We start from the raw sequence: 18,312 nt of genomic DNA on the forward strand, positions 1-18,312 counted from the left end.
AAATGGAGGTGAGTCCGCTGTGAAGATCAACATGATGTCTGCCCAGATCGGGCTCGCTTCCGAGCGTCGTAACACCATCGTCCTGCCCTGCGGCAGTCGGGCCCTCCTCACGGTTGGCGCGGCCGCTCAGCTTCAGCAGGAGCAGTCTGTCCGCATCCAGATCCCGGCAGGCCACACGACCGCCCTGACCGCCTTCCCGGCGGCGGGCGCCCTGGCCGTCCCGGCTACCGATGCAGGCGGCTACGCACCGACCAAGCACGCCCGAAAGGGTGGCCTGCGCGGTCCGCACCCCTGGGGGCAACCTCCGGTCATAACCTGACCGAGAGGGAGAGCCTTCAGGCCGCGGATCCGCAACCAGGATCCGCGGCCTTCTTGTTTGTCCGCGTCATTCCTGACCCCCACCCAGAGGTAAACAAAGATCAACACCTAACAGAGAGGTGAAACAGATGGGGGCCCAGACGGTCATGGACCTGATCGACGAAGCCACAATCCCCTGTCGTACCGACCCCGACCTCTGGTTCGCCGAGTCTCCGGAGGACGTGGAGTTCGCCAAGGCGCTCTGCGGAGGCTGCCCGATCCAGCAGACCTGCCTGGCCCGCGCGCTCGAGCGCGAGGAGCCGTGGGGCGTCTGGGGCGGCGAACTCATCCTTCGGGGAGCCGTCGTTCCGCGGAAGCGTCCGCGTGGACGTCCCCGCAAGACTCCGCTCGCTGCCTGATCACCACCTGATCGACCCAAGAACTCGAAGTTCCTGAAAGGACTGCTTCCAATGACCCACTTCACCACCCGGAGCCTTGAAATGACGTCTATGCATGAAGAACTGGTCCGGGACCGAATACGGACGCTCCACCGCGAGGCGGAGGAGCAGCGTCTGGTCTCGGGCATCATGCGCCTGCGACGCGCCCGTCGTGGTGCGGAGCGCGCGTCCTCGCGCCTGCGCCACGCGCTCCTGCGCCTTGCCTGATCCGATCAGGATCACCGAGAGGTAGACGAATGACACAGAGGGGTGGCCCGTCCGAACGGGCCACCCCTCCGTGCTGTGTAGATCCGCGCCGCGCCGGCCGCCTCCCAGCCGCAGCCGATCACCCTCCCCGCCCTGCCTGCCGTCTGGCCGTGTCCTGCCCCGCCTCGCGTGGTCGGCCGTGTTCGCCTGGCCCGTGTCCGGTTCAGCTCGCGGCGACCGCGTGCTCCTCGGGGTCCTCCTCGGTGAAGCCGGGAACCCAGCGGATCACCTCTTCGCGGAAGCGGGCCGTGGTGCCGAGCTGGCAGAGCACTCCGACCCCGGCCGCGTGCACCCGGTGGATGAGAACGTAGGACACCGGCAGGTTGAGCTGGCGCACCACGTTGCCGGGGCGTAGGTCGGTGACCGTGGCCGCCTGGTGCTGCAGCCACTCCCGGCTGAAGGTGAACTCCTCGACCGCGGTCGGTTCGATGTAGGGGGAGAGGAAGGCCCGCAGCGCCTCCATGTCCACCTCGATGTGCGGAAGGATGAAACCCTCGTCCCGCAGGCCCTGGACCACGGTCGCCATGTCACCGTTGTTGAAGATGCGGGTCAGCTTCCCGAAGACCGACGGGTAGCCGTCCGGCAGCCGGTTGACGGCGCCGAAGTCGAGCACGCACAGCCGTCCGTCCTCCAGGACCCGGAAGTTTCCCGGATGGGGGTCCGCGTGCAGCATGCCGACCCGGGCGGGGGAGGAGAACAGGAACCGGACGAGGAGAAGCCCCGCGCGGTCGCGCTCCTCCTTGGTGCCGTCGGTGATTATCCGCGACAGCGGGGTGCCGTCCACCCACTCGGAGACGAGCACCTGCTCGTTGGCGGCGATGACGTCGGGGACCAGGAAGTCGGGGTCGTCCTTGTACTCCAGCGCGAAGGCGTGCTGGGCCTCGGCCTCGTGGAGGTAGTCGAGCTCCTCGACCACCCGCTCACGCAGCTCGCTGAGCACGGCTTTGATGTCGAGGCCGGGCAGCAGCACGCCGAAGAGCTTGCCGAGCCTGGCCAGCTGGGTGAAGTCGGACAGCAGTGCCTTGCCCGCCCCCGGATACTGGATCTTGACCGCGACCGTCCGGCCGTCGTGCCAGACGGCCTTGTGCACCTGCCCGATCGACGCGGCGGCGGTCGGCCTGTCCTCGAACGACTGGAAGTTCTCCCGCCAGTCGTCCCCCAGCTGCTCGACGAGAACCTTGTGCACGGTGGCGGCCGGCAGCGGCGGAGCGGCGTCCTGCAGTTTGGTCAGAGTCGCGCGGTACGGCCCGGCGACCTCCGAAGGCAGAGCGGCCTCGAAGATGGACAATGCCTGGCCGAGCTTCATCGCCCCGCCCTTGAGCTCTCCCAGAACTTTGAAGATCTGCTCGGCGGTGCGTTGCTGGATTTCCTGGGCGACGATTTCTGCGGGCTTGCCCCCGATCCGTTTTCCCAGCCCGAGAGCGGTGCGGCCGGCGAACCCGATAGGGAGGGCCGCCAGCTTGGCGGAGCGCGCAACGGCGCGGCGCGGAAGGTCACTCACCTTTGGTTTGCGGCGTGTCCGCCGTACAGCGAGACGCCGCTCCCTCCCTTCGGTGTGGTGTCTATCAGCGGCAGGTAGCCGACGCGACCATTGTTAGCGAACCCATGTCGTTTCGGAAGCAACGACATTGCGGATGAACACTCCAGGATCGCCGCTTCCATCTCCAATCAGGCAATACATCCATTGTGCCGTTGGTCACACTTGGCTCACCTCCGTCTAACAGAGCAAGCGCATGACCGGCCGCCACCGCCGCGACCAGCGTCGACATCACCGTGCCGCAGGCGATCTCCCCTGCGGGGAAGCCGCCCAGGCGGGCACTGACGACCGGCCAGCCGGGGTCGCGATCGCGTCGAATCAAATCTAGACACTGCAGGCAGGTGCTCTGCCCCGGCAGCACCATCGGGCCGACCGATCCCGAGCCCTCGAAGGCGGTCACCAGCAGGTGCGGAACCTTCCAGGCGACGAGCTCGCCGACCAGCAGGCCGTCCAGCGGCTCCACCGGCGCGAGGATCGCCAGGTCCGGCCGGCGGGCGCCGTCGGCGAGATGGGGCGCGCCGTCACCGGTCCACGCGGTGACCTCGGGCGCCAGGGCCCTGGCCATCGCCACCGCGCCGTCCTGCCTGCTCATCCCCACCTCGGCCCAGGTCAGCCCGCCGGGCACGACATCCCTGGGCCGGGCCGTACCGGGATCGACGACGCAGAGCCGGCCGACTCCGGAGGCGGCGAGCAGGGCGACGATCTGCGCGCCCACCCGTCCCGCCCCGTATACCCGCACCTGGGCGTCGCGCCTGCGCTCCAGCGTCGCGAGCCCGCCGTCGGTCGTGCCGGGGGAGAGGGAGAGCGCGTCCAAATCGGGCTGGAGCCGGTCCCGCGCGGCCATCGTGAGCGTGCGCAGCGGGCCGGGCGGCACCCCGGCGTCGTCCACCACACCCCGGCTGACCAGCAGGTCGAGCAGAGTCCGGCCGTGATCCTCCCCGATTCCCGCCTCGGCCGCGGCCGCCAGCACGCCAGGGAGGTCCCGCACGCCGTCCAGGCTCTCGACCCAGCGGCGGACCTCGGGTTCGAGATCGGCCAGCAGCACCGCGTGCCGGGGATGCAGACCGAACTGCAGGGTGCGCTCGTCGCGCGCGACCCTGCGCAACGCGGGCTTCAGACGTGGTCTCATGGGCCTGCCTTTCCTGGGAGCGTGCCGGCCGGGGCGTGTCAGCGCTCCGGCCCCCGCAAGATCCCACGCCCTCACAAGATCCCGAGCGGGTTTCCCATCGCCTGTGGATAACTCCCGCGCCCCCTGTGGACCGATGGCCTCCGCGTCCCCCGTGGGCGGATCCGCCGTGCACTACGCTCGCCGCATGAACGAGCTCTTGGTCGACCGGCGGGACGACGGCGTCGTGGTGCTCACCCTGAACCGCCCGGACCGGCGCAACGCGATGACCGACGGGATGACCGGGCAGTGGCGGCAGACGATCACCGACCTGCGCCGGGACCGCGACGTGCGGTGCGTGGTGGTCACCGGCGCCGGGAGCGCGTTCTGCTCCGGGGGAGACCTGTCCTGGCTCGCCGAGCGCGGCGTCGAGAGCGTGCCCGACCTTCGCGACAGGATGCTCGGCTTCTACCGCACCTGGCTGGCGATCGCGGACCTGGAGGTGCCGACCATCGCCGCGGTCAACGGCGCCGCAGTCGGGGCCGGGCTCTGCTTCGCCCTCTCCTGCGACCTGGTCTACGCCGCCGACGAGGCCAGGCTCGCCGTCCCCTTCACCTCGCTCGGCCTGCACCCCGGAATGGCGGCCACCTATCTGCTGCCCCGCGTCGCCGGGGTGGGGGTGGCCAGGGAGATGCTGCTGACCGGACGGACGATGCGGGGCGCCGAGGCGGCCTCGGCCGGGCTGGTCACCAGGGCGTTCCCTCGCGAGAGCCTGATGGCGGAGGTGTTGGAGATCGCGTCCCGGACCGCCGCCAACGCGCCCATCGCCACCCGGCTCACCAAGGTCGCCCTCGCGGGCGGCGGGCACGCGGACCTCGACGCCGCTCTGCGCTGGGAGTCCCTCGCCCAGCCGGTCACCATGACCTCAGCCGACATGCTTGAAGGGCTGACGGCACAGCGAGAACGGCGGGTCCCGCGATTCGGCAACTCCTGAGACAGGCGATATCCAGGTTAATTCGATAAGTCGCCGCCATAACCGATCGGTCTCGCTGAACAATCAACGAACGGGGATTGACCAGCCAGAACGTCTTCTGCCCTCTGGTGTGAATTCGTCATTCTCGGCTACCGTTCATATGTGCCCCCCGAGACAGTCGAGGTCCGTCGAAGTTCTCGTCGCAGGCGGACGGTTTCCGCGTACCGCGACGGCGAGAAAACGATCGTGCTGCTTCCCGCAGGATTGAGCAGCACCGATGAGGAGCAATGGGTACGGCGGATGCTCGACCGGCTCGCGGCCAAGGAGCAGCGCAGACGCCCCTCGGACGACGACCTGCTCGAGCGGGCCAGCGAGCTGTCCTCGCGTTATCTGGACGGCAGGGCGATGCCCTCAAGCGTGCGATGGGTGGACAATCAGCAGCACCGCTGGGGCTCCTGCACCCCCGATCACGGCACCATCAGGCTCTCCACGCGGCTGCGGGGCATGCCCTCGTGGGTGGTCGATTACGTGATCATGCACGAGCTCGTGCACCTGCTGGTGCCCAGCCACGGTCCTCGCTTCTGGGCGCTGGTGGAACACTATCCCAAGGCCGAGCGGGCACGAGGGTTCCTTGAGGGATTCTCCATGGCGGCCAACGGCGCCGCGGAGGAATGTTGACACAAGAGCGACTGGTGGCGGTTGTCGTCACCCCCTCGATCGCGGAAGCGACCCCACCGGGAGTCGACGCCGCCGCGTTCCTGACGGCTGTGGCCGAGGACACCTACGAGCTCGTCGCCGGGCTCGATTTCGTCTCGCCGGTCCTGGTGACGAGCGTGCCGGGGATGGAGGAGATCGTCTGGCCGGGGACCCCGGTCGTCGAGATCCCCGACCTGTCCGGGGAGGCCCTGGTCAGGGCCGCCTTCGCGGCACTGCCGTACGGCGGGCAGGCGGTCCTGCTGAGCGGCGACGCCCCCGACCTGCCTCCCCTGCTGATCGGCAAGCTCTTCCGCCGGCTCGGCCGGGCGCGGGTGGCCGTCTGCCCGGCCGCCGACGGCGGCGCCGTGGCGATAGCCGCCCACCTGCCCTACCCCGACTGGGCCGGGACGGGTTTCGACGACCACGACCCGGTCAAGGCGCTGCGCGCCGCGGCGCCCGGGCCCCGGACCGTCGCCACCGGGCCGGGCTGGCACCGCCTGCGCACCCCCGACGACATCGCACGGCTGGACCCCGGTCTGGAAGGCTGGGACAACACCCGGGCGCTGCTCTCGGCCTGAGCGGCCGGCCCGGACGGACACCCGGCGGCGGCCGGTGAGCCGGACGCCGCTCCCGGGGTGGGCCGCGTCAGGGCGCGGGCAGGCGCGGGTCGGCGGACAGGGCCCGGTGGCCGGACGCCGCTCCCGGGTCGGACCACGTCAGGACACGGGCAGGCGCAGGTCGGCGAACACGGCCCGGTGGTCGGTGCCGGGGACGGTGTGGACGCTGACCTCGTTCACCTGCACCCGCTGGTCCACGACCACGTGATCGATGGTGATGAGCGGCGGGATCCGCCTGTTGGCGGGCCAGGTGGGCGTGAGCCCCCGGCCGGCCCGGTCGGCCGAGTCCGCGTACCCCCGGCTCAGGAAGCGGCGCATGGCGGCGTGGTCGAGGCTGGCGTTGAAGTCGCCGGCGAGGATGCGGATCCTGTCGGGGACGGCCGGGGGGAAGGACTCCAGCGCCGCCGTCCATTCGCGTATGTGCTCCTCCATCGGCGCGTAGGGGTGAACGTCGACGATCTCGACGGGCTTGACGCCGGGCAGGGTGATCGTGGCGGCGGGCATGTTGTGCCCGACCGGCCGGAACATGCCCTCCAGCGCCTCCAGCGGATACCTGGCGTACAGGCCGCTGCCGCTCGCACCCGGGTCCGGGGCCAGCAGGCGGTGCGGCAGCAGCTCCCGGAGGCCGGCCGCGTCCAGCTTCTCGACCATCTCGGGGGTCAGCTCCTGCGTGCTCAGCACGTCCGGCCGCAGCCGCCGGACCAGGGCCGTCACGGTCCCGGGTTCGGCCCCGCCGAACAACATGTTGAGAGTCAGCACCCGCAGCGGAGTCCCGGCGGCCTCCGAGGAGCCGATGGCCCGGGGCAGAACGCTGGAGCCGAGCGCCGCCGCGGTGACCAGCGCGACGGCCGTGACCGCCCGGCTGCGGGCCAGTGCGGCCAGGACCACGGGGAGGAGCGAGCCCGCCGCCACGTACGGCGTGCCGGTCATGATCTGGGTGACCAGCGCCCCCCGCTCCAGCCCGGCCACCCTGGCCACGGCCCAGGCGGCGAACGGGGTGACCACCGCCCAGGCGAGAGCCCGGCGAATCCTCCGGCGCCGGCGCGGCGGTGTCACGATGGCGCCGCCCACGTCCCTGTCGGCTGTGATGTCCACGCTCACGATGCCCCGTCCCGCTCGTCACGCCAGTGAGCGGGACGATAACCAGGGGGGTGTGAGACGAGCGTAAAACGCCCCGGCTAGGAGGAGCGCAGAACCTCTCGCGCGCGGCGCGCCAACCGGCGGGTCGCCTCGTCGGAGAGCGCGGGGATCTCCTCCACCGGGAACCATCGCAGGTCGAGCGACTCGTCGCTGATCACGGCCTCGACATCGGCCGGGGCGACCGCGCCGTACTCCACGTCCAGATGGTGGCTGTGCGGCGGGTGGCACCAGACCCGGTGCCGGTCAAGGGCGAGCGGGCCGGGCAGCAGCCGCAGGCCGGGGATGCCGGACTCCTCGGTGGCCTCCCGCAGCGCCGTGGCCTCCAGCGAGTCGTCGCCGCGCTCGCAGTGGCCGCCCATGGGCAGCCACATCCCGGCCTTGGGGTGCAACGTGAGCAGCACCCTCTCGCCGTCGTGGGAGAGCACCGCGGTCGTGGCCGTCAGGTGGCCCGGCACGCACTCGCGCCACATCGCGTCCTCGTGGGCGGCCACGTGCCCCAGAAACTCCTCGCGCAGGAGCTCCTCCTGCGCCGTCGGCGCGACCCAGGCCGCGAGCACGCTCTGCGCGTGCGCGCGCAGGCTCACCCGGCGTCGCCCTTCCCGTCGCCCTTGCCGCCCTTCCCGTCCTCGTCGTCCTCGGCGGGAGGCTCCTCCCGCAGGGAGGCCTCCAGACCGGACAGGTCGAACTCGGGCTCTCCGCGGACGAAGCCCTCGGGGTTGCCGAGATCGTCGGCGGTGGGCATCAGGTCGGGGTGGCCCCAGACCGCGTCCCGGCCGTCGACGCCGCGGTCGGCCTCCAGCGCCTGCCACAGGGCCGCCGCCTCGCGCAGCCGGCGGGGGCGCAGCTCCAGGCCGACGAGCGTGGCGAAGGTCTGCTCAGCGGGACCACCGGTCGCCCTGCGGCGCCGTACGGTCTCCGCCAGCGCCGTCGACGAGGGCAGCTTGCCGGCGGCGGCGCCGTCCACGACCGTGCCGACCCAGCCCTCGACCAGGGCGAGCATGGTCTCCAGCCGCGCCAGGGCGGCCTTCTGCCGGTCGGTCTCCTCGGGCTTGAGCAGGTTGCCGCCGCTCAGCGCCTGCTGGAGCTGCTCGGGGTTGTTCATGTCCAGCCCGCGGAGCTGCTCCTCCAGGGCGGAGACGTCCACCGTGATGCCCCTGGCGTACTCCTCCACCGCGCCGAGCAGATGCGAGCGCAGCCACGGCACGTGCTGGAACAGCCGGTGGTGGGCCGCCTCGCGGAGGGCCAGATACAGCCGGATCTCCTCGCCGGGCGTCTCCAGGCCCTCGCTGAACGCGGCGATGCCGCCGGGCAGTAGGGCGGCGCTGTCGGACAGCGGAAGGCCGATGTCGGAGGAGCCGATCACCTCGCGGGCGAGCGAGCCGATGGCCTGGCCGATCTGCTGGCCGACCATCATGCCGCCCATCTGTTTCATCATGCCCATCAGCGGCCCGGCCATGGCCTGGGCCTCGGCGGGCAGACCGGCGGCGCCGAGGGTGCCGCTCATGGTCTCGACCATGCGGGCCGCGATCGGGTCGCAGAGCTGCCGCCAGACGGGAACGGTCTTCTCGATCCATTCCGACCGGCTCCACGCTTGCGGGTTGCTCACCCCGCTCGGAAGCGCGGTCGCCTCGTTCAGCCACAGGTCGGCGAGGTTGAGGGCGTCCACGATCTGACGCCGCTCGCCTTCCATGACACTCGGGTCGCCTTCGGCGGCCACGACGTGCCGTGCGATGTTCTTCGCCATGTCCCAGTTGACGGGACCGGAGCTCGGCGGCGCGGAGAGCATGTCTGCGAACTGGCGCATGGCCGCTGCGATCTGCTCCGGGTCGCCGAACATGGCGAACGGATTCTCGTTGGGGTCGTTTTCCCGACCTGGCAAGTCAGTCACCGCTCTACCTCGTGCAGGATGGAGGAGTCCACATCCGCCACGTTATCCGTCGCATGGCGGGTCAGTGCAAAGTGAGGCCATGGTGCCTACCTCAAAACGCCTCCGGCCCCCGGTCGTCGCCGTCACCGGCGCGGCCTCGGGAATCGGCCGTGCCTTCCTCGCGAAGGTCGCCTCGTCTGCGGATTTCCGCAGGGTCGTGGCCATCGACGAGCAGCGCGGCGACGTGCCCGACGTCACCTGGCGGGTGCTCGACGTCCGGGATCCGCTCTTGGCGAACCGGATCTCCGACATCGACGTGCTCGTTCATCTGGGGGGTGACTACGCGCTCGACGCCGACTCCGGAGAGCGACGCGCCTACAACCTGCGGGCGGCCCAGACGGTGCTCACCGCCAGCGCCGCCGCCCGGGTGCGCCGCGTCGTGCTGGTCACCAGCGCCATGGTGTACGGCGCGGCGCCCGACAACCCCGTCCCGCTGCCCGAGGACTCCGCGGTGGCCGCCGAACCCGACACCGGCATGGTCGGCGACCATCTGGAGATCGAGGCCCTGGTCCGGCGCTCGCTGCGCAGCCACCCCGGCCTGGAGGTGACCGTGGTACGCCCGGCCGCCGTGGTCGGCCCGGGCGTGGACAGCGTGGTGACCCGCCACTTCGAGGCGCCCAGGCTGCTCAGCGTCAAGGGATGCAGTCCCCGGTGGCAGTTCTGCCACGTGGACGACCTGGTCTCGGCGCTGGAGCTGGCCGCGCTCGGCACGGTCTCCGGGGTGGTGGCCGTCGGGAGCGACGGCTGGCTGGAGCAGGACCAGGTGGAGGGGCTCTCCGGCCTGCGCCGGTTCGAGCTGCCGGCCGGGCTGACCTTCGGCACCGCCCAGCGCCTGCACCGGCTGGGCATCACCCCGGCCCCGGCGACCGATCTGCACTACGTCGTCTATCCGTGGGTGGTCGACTGCTCGGCCTTGCGCGCGGCCGGCTGGAAACCGCTGTGGAGCAACGAGGCCGCCTTCGAACAGCTCCTGGAACTGCGCGAGGGCAGGCACACGGTCGTCGGCCGCCGCCTGTCCGGCAAGGAGGCGACGATCACCGCCGCCGGCGCGACCGTCGCGGTCCTCGGCACCGCCGCGATCGTCCGCGCCGCCCGCAAGAAGCGTCGCGTCTGAGCCTCCGGGCACGGCTCGCGCCCCGGGGACCCGCCCTCCCGGGGCGGGCGGGGCGGGGCGGCCCGAGGCCGGGTGCGGACGTCCTGCCGGGCCCGGAGAGCCCGTTTCCCGGGGAGGTACGCTCTCTGGCGTGACCGTCATCCGTTTGCTGGGTATTCGCGACAGTGCGCTCTCCGTCGACGAGGTGTACTCCGCCGTCGGTGACCACGCCGCGGGCGGCACCACGATCTTCGTCGGCACGGTGCGTGACCAGGATCACGGCAAGCCGGTTACGCGGCTGTCCTACTCGGCGCACCCCAGCGCCGAGGACGAGTTGCGCCGGGTGGCCGAGAAGGTCGCCGCGGACTTCCCGGTGACCGCCCTGGCCGCGGTGCACCGGATCGGCGACCTCGAACTCGGCGACATCGCGGTCATCGTGGCGGTCGCCTGCCCCCACCGGGCCGAGGCGTTCGCGGCCTCCCGGCAGCTGATCGACGATCTCAAGAGCGAGGTGCCGATCTGGAAGAACCAGCTTTTCACCGACGGTTCGGCCGAATGGGTCGGGGCCTGCGAGTGAGATCAGGCACAAGCCGTACGATCTGGAATATGACGACGCGTACGCACAGCTCCATGACCGGTCACACGGCATAGGCTTCCCCCATGTCCCGACGAGCGCTGACCTTGATGGTGGCCGGCTTCCTCACGCTCATGCTCGGCGTCGTCGGCGCCCTGCTGCCGGTCCCGTACGTCGTCCTGAGCCCCGGACCGACCGAGAACACCATCGGCGACGTCAAGGGCAAGCCGGTGATCAGCATCGAGGGACACCAGACCTACCCGACCTCGGGCAAGCTTAGCCTCGTCACCGTGGCCTACCAGGGGGGACCGGGCAACAGGATCGACCTGTTCAGCGCGCTCAGAGGCTGGGTCGACCCGACCGTCGCGGTCGTGCCGGAAGAGACGATCTTCCCGCCGACGAGCACGGCGGAGGAGGTCGAGCAGCAGAACACCCAGGAGATGACCAACTCCCAGGACGACGCGACCGCGGCGGCGCTGACCGAGTTGAAGATCCCCTACAACTCGGTCGTGAGCGTGGCCTCCGTCCAGAAGGGCCTGCCGGCCGACGGGAAGTTCAAGGCCGGCGACGAGATCGTCTCGGTGGACGGGGTGCCCGCGGCCGACCGCGAGACCGTCTCCGCGGCCGTCCGCAAGCACAAGGCCGGCGAGGCGGTCACCTTCACCGTCAACCGCGGCGAGCAGAGCAGGACCGTGGCGGTCCCGACCGTCGCGGCCAAGGACGGCACGCCCATCGTGGGCATCACCATGCAGATCAAATACAAGTTCCCGTTCAAGGTGCAGATCAACGTCGGTGACGTCGGCGGGCCGAGCGCGGGGATGATGTTCTCCCTCGGCATCATGGACAAGCTCACCCCGGGGGCGATGACCGGGGGCAAGGCGATCGCCGGGACCGGGACGATCACCCCGGAGGGCACGGTCGGCCCGATCGGCGGCATCCAGCAGAAGATGGTGGGCGCCCGCAGGGCCGGGGCCACGGTCTTCCTCACCCCGGCCGACAACTGCGCCGAGGCGACGAAGGCCATCCCCGACGGCCTCAAGCTGGTCAAGATCGAAACGCTCCACGACGCGGTGCAGGCGATCGACGCGGTCCGCACCGGCTCCGGCACCACGCCGAGCTGCCCCGTCGGCTGACGGCTTGAGCGAGGGCGCGGACCGCGCCGGGAGATCGGCGAGCGCGGACGCGGACCGAGCGGGAACGCCGGGGTGTGTGCGCGGGCCATGACCGTTGTGCCAGGGGACTGCGAACGCGCCCGCGGACCGAGCGGGAACGTCGGGGTGCGCGGACGCGGACCGTGACGGGGGCGCCGGGGAACGGAGCGGGGGATCGGCGTCCGAGCACACCGACCACGCGCCTGGGCACTGATCCGGCGTCTCGTACGTTGACAGTGGTGGACCCGAGACCTGTGGGGGTTGTGGCCGGACCGTGGCCAAGCGGCTGAGCACGACGGAACCCCTGCCGGTGTAGGTTTTCAAACACGGACCGTGCTCTTACGACAAGGGGTTGGCCTTGAGCTTCCGGACCCCCGGAGCCGGTAGGGCAATGCGCTTGCCCCGCCGGCCACGACTGCTACTTCCTGTCGCGATCGCCATCGTCGCGCTCGTTGCGTTGTTCTTCCTCTTCGCCGGTATCTTCACCGACTACCTCTGGTACGACTCGGTGAACTACACGGCGGTCTTCTCCGGCGTGATCGTCACACAGATCCTGCTCTTCATCGTGGGCGCCGTGCTGATGGTCGGTCTCGTGGGCGGCAACATGCTGCTGGCCTACCGGATGCGGCCGATGTTCGGCCCGGGGATGTTCGGCGGCGCCAGCGGCGCCGACCGCTACCGGATGGCCCTCGACCCGCACCGCAAGCTGATCTTCCTGATCGGCGTCGCCGTGCTCGCCCTGTTCGCCGGCTCGTCGTTCTCCAGCCAGTGGAAGACCTGGCTGGAGTTCACCAACGCCACGCCGTTCAAGGAGACCGACGCGCTGTTCGGCATGGACGTGTCGTTCTTCATGTTCACCTACCCGTTCCTGCGGATGGTGCTGAACTTCCTGTTCGCCGCGGTGGTGCTGTCGGCCATCATGGCGGCGGTCGTCCACTACCTGTACGGCGGCTTCCGGCTCCAGTCGCCGGGCGTGCACGCCTCACGGGCCGCCCGGGTGCACCTGTCGGTGCTGCTCGGCGTGTTCGTGCTGCTGAAGGCGGTCGCCTACTGGATCGACCGGTACGGACTGGTCTTCTCCGACCGGGGCTTCGCGTACGGCGCGTCCTACACCGACGTCAACGCCGTGCTACCGGCCAAGACCATCCTGGCGATCATCGCCCTCATCTGCGCCGCCCTGTTCTTCGCCGGAGTCGTACGGCCCGGCGGCATGCTGCCCGGCGTCTCCTTCGGCCTGCTGGTGCTCTCGGCCATCCTGATCGGCGGGGTCTATCCGGCCCTGGTCGAGCAGTTCCAGGTCAAGCCGAACCAGCAGGACAAGGAACAGGTCTACATCAAGCGCAACATCGACGCCACCAGGAAGGCCTACGGCGTCGACAAATCCGAGGTCATCGACTACACGGCGCAGGGTGACGCCAGCAAGGTCAACGTCACCGCCGACAGTTCGATCTCGGGCGTGCGGCTGCTCGACCCCAACCTGGTCGCCAAGACCTACCAGCAGAAGCAGCGTATTCGCGGCTACTACGACTTCCACGACCCGCTCGACGTCGACCGCTACCCGGATGAGTCGGGCAAGCTGCGCGACACCGTGGTGGCGGTGCGAGAGCTCACCGGCCCGCCGCGCGAGCAGGACAACTGGATCAACCGGCACCTGGTCTACACCCACGGCTACGGCTTCGTGGCCGCCCCGGGCAACGAGGTCGACTCGCAGGGCCTGCCCAACTTCGACGCCAAGGACATGCCGGTGACCGGCCCCCTGGTGCAGCGGACCGGGCTGAAGGAGTCGCGGATCTACTTCGGCGAGTCCCCGACGGCGCCCGAGTACGTCGTGGTGGGCGGTGACAAGAACCAGGAGCTCGACTACCCGGAGAGCGGCGGCACCGGCCAGCAGAACACCACCTATGTCGGCAAGGGCGGCGTCCCGGTCGGCTCGTTCCTCAACCGGGTTCTCTACGCGGCCAAGTACGGCGAGAAGAACCTGCTGCTGTCGAGCGACATCAACGACAAGTCGAAGATCCTCTACGAGCGCAACCCGCTGGACCGCATCGCCAAGGTCGCGCCGTTCCTGAGCCTGGACGACAACCCCTACCCGGCGATCGTCGACGGCAGGGTGGTCTGGATCGCCGACGCCTACACCACCTCCAACGCCTACCCCTACTCCGACAGCCGGAGCCTGGAGGCGATGACGCGGGACACCGCCACCGACCCGCGCCTGGTGGTGCAGCAGCCGCGCGACCAGATCAACTACATGCGCAACGCGGTCAAGGCCACGGTCGACGCCTACGACGGCACCGTCAACCTGTACGCCTGGGACGAGACGGATCCGATCCTGCAGACCTGGCGCAAGGCCTTCCCCGGCATCATCAAGCCGCAGAGCGAGATGGGCGACGGCCTCAAGCAGCACCTGCGCTACCCGGAGGCGCTGTTCAAGGTCCAGCGTGACGTGCTGTCCCGCTACCACATCGAGGACCCGAACGCCTTCTACAGCGGTCAGGACTTCTGGAACGTCCCGAACGACCCGTCGTCGGGCGAGCGCGACGTCAAGCAGCCGCCGTACTACCTGTCGGTCAAGATGCCCGACACGACGGCCCCGACGTTCTCGTTGACCACCACGTTCGTGCCGCGCCAGGGTCCGAACCTGGCGGCGTTCATGGCCGTGGACGCCACCCCGGGAGCGGACTACGGAAAGCTCCGCATCCTGCGGATGCCCTCCAACACCACGATCCCCGGCCCCGGCCAGGTGCAGAACAACTTCCAGAACAAGTTCTCCGGCGAGCTCAACCTGCTCGGCCTCGGCCAGGCGAAGGTCCGCTACGGCAACCTGCTGACCCTGCCGTTCGCCAACGGGCTGGTCTACGTCGAACCGGTCTACGTGGAGATCGCCGCGGCCTCCGGCCAGGAGCCGTATCCGATCCTCCGCCGGGTCCTGGTCTCCTACGGCGACAAGGTCGGCTCCGCCGACACGCTGGAAGCCGCGCTGCAGCAGGTCTTCGGAGCGGGCGCCGCCCCGCCGGCCAAGCCTGACGTCACCAAGCCGAACACGCCCGCCCAGCCGAGCACCGCGCTGAGCCAGGTGATCAGCGAGGCGCAGCAGGCCTACGAGAAGGCGCAGGGGGCCCTGGCGAAGAACCCGCCGGACTGGACCGCGTACGGCGAGGCGCAGAAGGAGCTGGAGAAGGCCCTGGAGAAGTTGAAGGGCGTCGCGGTCCCGTCGGCCACGGCCACTCCGGTCCCCTCGCAGAGCCCGACTCCGGCTCCTTCCGGAAGCCCCACACCAGCGGCGACGCCGACGTCCTCACCGAGTCCATAGGGGCTCACGGGGCCCAGCGAGCCGTCTGATTCGCGTCCACCGCCAAAGCCGGGTAGTCTTTAGACACACACCGACGCGGGGTGGAGCAGCTCGGTAGCTCGCTGGGCTCATAACCCAGAGGTCGCAGGTTCAAATCCTGTCCCCGCTACTGAAACAGAAGGACCGGATCTCCTCGGAGATCCGGTCCTTCTGCGTTGAGCGGGCTCCCCGACCCCATGGGGCCTTCCGCGTCAGGCGGGCTCTCCCGAGCCGGCCCGGTTCTCCGGAGCGGGGGGCTTCCGGCCTCGATCCGGTTCTCCGTGTTGACCGGGCCTTTTACGTTGATCCGGTTTTCCGTGTTGCGTAATCAATTTGCACTCCACCGCCGGAGCCCGGTAGTCTTTAGACACACACCGACGCGGGGTGGAGCAGCTCGGTAGCTCGCTGGGCTCATAACCCAGAGGTCGCAGGTTCAAATCCTGTCCCCGCTACTGTAACGAAGGCCCTGATCTTTCAGAGATCAGGGCCTTCGTCATTTTCCAGGCCAGCCGAGATTTCTGGAGCGCTCAGGTGCGCTCAACATCAATTACATGATTACATCGGCGCATGGGTTGCATCTGTCACGAAGGGATGGACCAATGATCGTCGAATACATCCGCTACCGCGTCCCCGCCGAGCGGTCAGCCGAGTTCGAGGCCGCGTACCGGCGCGCCGCCGCGCCACTCGCGAGCGCCCCCCAGTGCGTGGACTACGAACTCACCCGATGCGTCGAGGAACCCGCCTGCTACATCCTGCGGATCACCTGGTCCTCCGCCGAGGACCATCTCCAGGGGTTCAGGGGCGGTCCGCACTTCGCGGCCTTCTTCGCCGAGATCCGGCCCTACGTCTCCGACATCGAGGAGATGCGTCACTACGCGCCCACCGGCATCCGGGGCCAGGGCGCCGCGGTGCCGACGCTGTACGACTGGGCCGGCGGGGCGGAGGCCCTCGAACGGCTCACCGAGATCTTCTACGGCCACGTGACGGAGGACGACCTCATCGGGCCGCTCTTCGCGGGCATGGACCCCGGCCACCCCAGATATGTGGCGATGTGGCTCGGCGAGGTCTTCGGCGGTCCGGACCGCTACACGCGCGAACGCGGGGGATATCCCCACATGCTCTCCCAGCACCTCGGCAAGGGCATCACCGAACCGCAGCGCCGCCGCTGGGTGAGCCTTCTCCTGGATGCCGCCGACGAGGCCGATCTCCCCGGAGACCCGGAGTTCCGTGCGGCGTTCCTCGGCTACATCGAGTGGGGGACGCGCCTGGCGTTCGCCAACTCCCAGCCCGGTGCCGCCCCGATCGCCCACGCCCCGGTGCCGCACTGGGGCTGGGGCGTGGCGCCGCCGTACGTGCCCCAGGGCTGAGCGCGGTCGACGTGCCGGTGCGGTGCCGCCACACGTATCCGGCCCCGAGCGGTTAGCGTGCCAGTGTGGATGACATGTCCGGACCGGTTCTGCGGTGGCGCGTGCGCCGCGACCTCCTCGTCCTGAAAGGCGTCGCGGCGCTCGTTTTCGCGGTGGCCACCGTGTTGAGCATCGGTGACCTGCGCGGGATGATCCTGGCGGGCGCGGCGACCGTGATAATGGCCGCGCTGGCCCTGCGTGACGTCCTGGCCCCGGTACGGCTCAGCGCCGACAGCGAGGGACTGGCCGTGGTGAAGGGGTTCGCCGGCTCGCGGCGGCTGCCGTGGAGCGAAGTCGAGCGGATCCGGGTGGACACGCGGACCCGCTTCGCCTCGCGGACGGGGTTGCTGGAGATCGACACCGGTGAGGAGATCTTCCTCCTGAGCCAGTTCGACCTCGGCACCCCGTGCCAGGAGGTCGCCGACGATCTGCGCTCCTTCCGGACCGGTTTCTGACCGTCAGGCCCCGATCCCGCGATGCCACGCCGTGACTTTTGAGAGGGTACGGCGCAGCAACAGGCCCGCCTTGCGCAGGGACCAGCCCACCAGGAAGGCCCCGAAGAGGGCCTGCCCGATCCGCGACCACATCGACGCGTCGAAGGCGGCGAACGTCACGACGCCGATCCACAGGACGCCGAAGACGCCCACGAAGACCGTCGCAGCCCAATCCAGTCTCCGCTGCCACATGCCCGAAGTCTTACAGATCTTGCTTCAAGACCAGGTCAATGACGCGGAACGCCTCATCGGGGGAGGCTACGGCTTGTACCCGCGCACCTGCGGGCACGGGCTCCTTTACCGGCCGCCGCGATGGGAGCCTGCTCCAGACAGGCGAGCAGCGCGGCCGCGGTGTGCGCGTCGGCCAGGATCCGGTTCACCTCGTCCTCGGTCGCCGGGAGCTGGCCTCGCTTGCCGAGCTCGTCGGTGAGGAAGGTAAGCGGTTCCGGATAGCCGGCCGCCTCGGCGGCGACAGTCGCTCGAGCCGCTGTGAGAAGACGCAGGTAGTAGGCGCGAAGTGTCGCCTCGCGCATCCGTGCGTCTTCAAGGTCGCTCAACAGAGACCTGGCGACCCTGATCAGGTCACCGGGGTGATCGGCCTCCGCGTCGATGTGCGCGCGGATGTCGTCGAACTCCGAGCGGGTCATGGTGCTCACCTCCACGGTGGAGTCAGGATCCTGACCCTCGTGCCTACTTCGTATCCAGAGTCGATTGCGGATGGCTTGTTGTCTGCTTGCGCCGTCCGGTTTGGGACGCGCGAGCCTCGGGAATGGTTGGCAAGTTGTCTCTGTGACACGAGAGTCCTGGTACTGTTCCTTCTGCAGGGCAACGAGCCCCGGAAGCCAGAAGGTCTCCAGGTCGGCGAACTGCTCAGCACCTCCCTTCGATCTAACCCGGAGATCCGGGCCTGTCCGCACGATTGGACAAGAGCCGGATGTCGGAGTAAGTTAGAAGGGTTGCTCCGGAAACGGGGCGGTCGATATCCTAACGGATTCGACGGGTTCGGATCGGCTGAAGCGAAAAGCGACAGTTTGACACGGACCGGGCGGATCTGGTAAGATAGAGATACGGAATGGAACGCCCTGAAGCCGGGACCACGGTCACGGCGACGGAGAACGCGTCCGTTTCTTGAGAACTCAACAGTGTGTTAAAAGCCAGTGCATGAAGCACAACCCCGTCCAACCCATCTCTGGTGGGGGACGGATTCCTTTGGTTGATACATCCGGATGAGAGTCCGGGTGCTTTCAGTCGGGAAAACCTTTCAAACATT

Annotated in this window: 19 protein-coding genes and 2 tRNA genes; 14 read left to right on the forward strand and 7 right to left on the reverse strand. The window is 69.4% G+C overall.

Annotated elements, in window-relative coordinates:
• Positions 1–19 precede the first annotated feature (19 nt).
• From BM085_RS25225 to BM085_RS25235, 3 genes are all read left to right on the forward strand, one after another.
• A complete protein-coding gene (locus BM085_RS25225; protein WP_093889392.1) occupies positions 20–319 on the forward strand; it encodes a hypothetical protein in 300 nt (99 codons plus the stop codon).
• A gap of 127 nt (positions 320–446) precedes the next feature.
• Complete coding sequence (locus tag BM085_RS25230) at positions 447–716, forward strand: WhiB family transcriptional regulator (RefSeq protein ID WP_093889393.1); 270 nt, start codon at positions 447–449, stop codon at positions 714–716.
• A 90-nt stretch (positions 717–806) separates the two neighbouring features.
• Positions 807–962: a hypothetical protein gene (locus tag BM085_RS25235; protein ID WP_177245249.1), complete on the forward strand. Its 156-nt coding sequence runs from the start codon at positions 807–809 to the stop codon at positions 960–962.
• Positions 963–1,164: 202 nt separating this feature from the next.
• Here the strand turns inward: BM085_RS25235 and BM085_RS25240 are convergent, their stop codons facing one another.
• Together BM085_RS25240 and BM085_RS25245 are read right to left on the reverse strand one after the other, a co-directional pair.
• On the reverse strand, positions 1,165–2,502 hold the full coding sequence (locus BM085_RS25240; protein ID WP_093889395.1) for an ABC1 kinase family protein: 1,338 nt from the start codon (positions 2,500–2,502) through the stop codon (positions 1,165–1,167).
• Positions 2,503–2,566: 64 nt separating this feature from the next.
• Complete coding sequence (locus tag BM085_RS25245; RefSeq protein ID WP_093889396.1) at positions 2,567–3,667, reverse strand: ThiF family adenylyltransferase; 1,101 nt, start codon at positions 3,665–3,667, stop codon at positions 2,567–2,569.
• A gap of 184 nt (positions 3,668–3,851) precedes the next feature.
• Between BM085_RS25245 and BM085_RS25250 the strand changes: the two genes are divergently transcribed.
• From BM085_RS25250 to BM085_RS25260, 3 genes are all read left to right on the forward strand, one after another.
• Positions 3,852–4,637, forward strand: a complete 786-nt coding sequence (locus BM085_RS25250) for an enoyl-CoA hydratase/isomerase family protein (protein WP_093889416.1) — start codon at positions 3,852–3,854, stop codon at positions 4,635–4,637.
• A 141-nt stretch (positions 4,638–4,778) separates the two neighbouring features.
• A complete protein-coding gene (locus BM085_RS25255; protein ID WP_012894728.1) occupies positions 4,779–5,294 on the forward strand; it encodes a M48 metallopeptidase family protein in 516 nt (171 codons plus the stop codon).
• A 14-nt stretch (positions 5,295–5,308) separates the two neighbouring features.
• Entirely contained in the window at positions 5,309–5,890 is a 582-nt protein-coding gene (locus BM085_RS25260; RefSeq protein ID WP_245789666.1) for a DUF2064 domain-containing protein, read from the forward strand.
• A gap of 138 nt (positions 5,891–6,028) precedes the next feature.
• On the opposite strand, the gene BM085_RS25265 is transcribed toward BM085_RS25260, so the two are convergent.
• From BM085_RS25265 to BM085_RS25275, 3 genes are all read right to left on the reverse strand, one after another.
• On the reverse strand, positions 6,029–7,024 hold the full coding sequence (locus BM085_RS25265) for an endonuclease/exonuclease/phosphatase family protein (protein WP_245789668.1): 996 nt from the start codon (positions 7,022–7,024) through the stop codon (positions 6,029–6,031).
• A gap of 83 nt (positions 7,025–7,107) precedes the next feature.
• On the reverse strand, positions 7,108–7,653 hold the full coding sequence (locus tag BM085_RS25270; RefSeq protein ID WP_093889399.1) for an NUDIX hydrolase: 546 nt from the start codon (positions 7,651–7,653) through the stop codon (positions 7,108–7,110).
• Positions 7,650–8,957: a zinc-dependent metalloprotease gene (locus tag BM085_RS25275; protein WP_093889400.1), complete on the reverse strand. Its 1,308-nt coding sequence runs from the start codon at positions 8,955–8,957 to the stop codon at positions 7,650–7,652. The genes BM085_RS25270 and BM085_RS25275 overlap by 4 nt, the downstream gene beginning before the upstream one ends.
• 79 nt (positions 8,958–9,036) lie before the next feature.
• Here BM085_RS25275 and BM085_RS25280 point away from each other — a divergent pair, with 79 nt between their 5' ends.
• The 8 genes from BM085_RS25280 (at position 9,037) to BM085_RS25315 (ending at position 17,003) form a co-directional block, all read left to right on the forward strand.
• Entirely contained in the window at positions 9,037–10,110 is a 1,074-nt protein-coding gene (locus BM085_RS25280) for an NAD-dependent epimerase/dehydratase family protein (RefSeq protein ID WP_093889401.1), read from the forward strand.
• A 130-nt stretch (positions 10,111–10,240) separates the two neighbouring features.
• On the forward strand, positions 10,241–10,666 hold the full coding sequence (locus BM085_RS25285; RefSeq protein WP_093889402.1) for a molybdenum cofactor biosynthesis protein MoaE: 426 nt from the start codon (positions 10,241–10,243) through the stop codon (positions 10,664–10,666).
• 83 nt (positions 10,667–10,749) lie between these two features.
• A complete protein-coding gene (locus BM085_RS25290; protein WP_093889403.1) occupies positions 10,750–11,796 on the forward strand; it encodes a YlbL family protein in 1,047 nt (348 codons plus the stop codon).
• A 409-nt stretch (positions 11,797–12,205) separates the two neighbouring features.
• Complete coding sequence (locus tag BM085_RS25295) at positions 12,206–15,124, forward strand: UPF0182 family protein (RefSeq protein ID WP_245789670.1); 2,919 nt, start codon at positions 12,206–12,208, stop codon at positions 15,122–15,124.
• 74 nt (positions 15,125–15,198) lie between these two features.
• A tRNA-Met gene (locus BM085_RS25300) sits at positions 15,199–15,272 on the forward strand.
• Positions 15,273–15,520: 248 nt separating this feature from the next.
• Positions 15,521–15,594, forward strand: a tRNA-Met gene (locus BM085_RS25305).
• 147 nt (positions 15,595–15,741) lie between these two features.
• Positions 15,742–16,509, forward strand: coding sequence for a group II truncated hemoglobin (locus BM085_RS25310; protein ID WP_093889405.1), 768 nt, complete (start codon positions 15,742–15,744; stop codon positions 16,507–16,509).
• Positions 16,510–16,583: 74 nt separating this feature from the next.
• On the forward strand, positions 16,584–17,003 hold the full coding sequence (locus BM085_RS25315) for a PH domain-containing protein (RefSeq protein WP_093889406.1): 420 nt from the start codon (positions 16,584–16,586) through the stop codon (positions 17,001–17,003).
• A gap of 3 nt (positions 17,004–17,006) precedes the next feature.
• Here the strand turns inward: BM085_RS25315 and BM085_RS25320 are convergent, their stop codons facing one another.
• Both BM085_RS25320 and BM085_RS25325 read right to left on the reverse strand, forming a co-directional pair.
• On the reverse strand, positions 17,007–17,234 hold the full coding sequence (locus tag BM085_RS25320; protein ID WP_093889407.1) for a hypothetical protein: 228 nt from the start codon (positions 17,232–17,234) through the stop codon (positions 17,007–17,009).
• Between the two features lie 53 nt (positions 17,235–17,287).
• Positions 17,288–17,689: a hypothetical protein gene (locus BM085_RS25325; protein WP_093889417.1), complete on the reverse strand. Its 402-nt coding sequence runs from the start codon at positions 17,687–17,689 to the stop codon at positions 17,288–17,290.
• Positions 17,690–18,312: the final 623 nt, after the last annotated feature.

It is taken from the genome of Streptosporangium canum (assembly GCF_900113865.1).
GTDB lineage: Bacteria > Actinomycetota > Actinomycetes > Streptosporangiales > Streptosporangiaceae > Streptosporangium > Streptosporangium canum.

Bases quoted from the DNA above. Each gene is read 5' to 3' on its own strand.
- BM085_RS25230 (WP_093889393.1), top strand. From the start codon at position 447: ATGGGGGCCCAGACGGTCATGGACCTGATCGACGAAGCCACAATCCCC.
- BM085_RS25315 (WP_093889406.1), top strand. From the start codon at position 16,584: ATGTCCGGACCGGTTCTGCGGTGGCGCGTGCGCCGCGACCTCCTCGTC.
- BM085_RS25290 (WP_093889403.1), top strand. From the start codon at position 10,750: ATGTCCCGACGAGCGCTGACCTTGATGGTGGCCGGCTTCCTCACGCTC.
- BM085_RS25310 (WP_093889405.1), top strand. From the start codon at position 15,742: ATGATCGTCGAATACATCCGCTACCGCGTCCCCGCCGAGCGGTCAGCC.
- BM085_RS25320 (WP_093889407.1), bottom strand. From the start codon at position 17,234: ATGTGGCAGCGGAGACTGGATTGGGCTGCGACGGTCTTCGTGGGCGTC.
- BM085_RS25245 (WP_093889396.1), bottom strand. From the start codon at position 3,667: ATGAGACCACGTCTGAAGCCCGCGTTGCGCAGGGTCGCGCGCGACGAG.
- BM085_RS25235 (WP_177245249.1), top strand. From the start codon at position 807: ATGCATGAAGAACTGGTCCGGGACCGAATACGGACGCTCCACCGCGAG.
- BM085_RS25295 (WP_245789670.1), top strand. From the start codon at position 12,206: ATGCGCTTGCCCCGCCGGCCACGACTGCTACTTCCTGTCGCGATCGCC.
- BM085_RS25250 (WP_093889416.1), top strand. From the start codon at position 3,852: ATGAACGAGCTCTTGGTCGACCGGCGGGACGACGGCGTCGTGGTGCTC.
- BM085_RS25325 (WP_093889417.1), bottom strand. From the start codon at position 17,689: ATGACCCGCTCGGAGTTCGACGACATCCGCGCGCACATCGACGCGGAG.
- BM085_RS25280 (WP_093889401.1), top strand. From the start codon at position 9,037: ATGGTGCCTACCTCAAAACGCCTCCGGCCCCCGGTCGTCGCCGTCACC.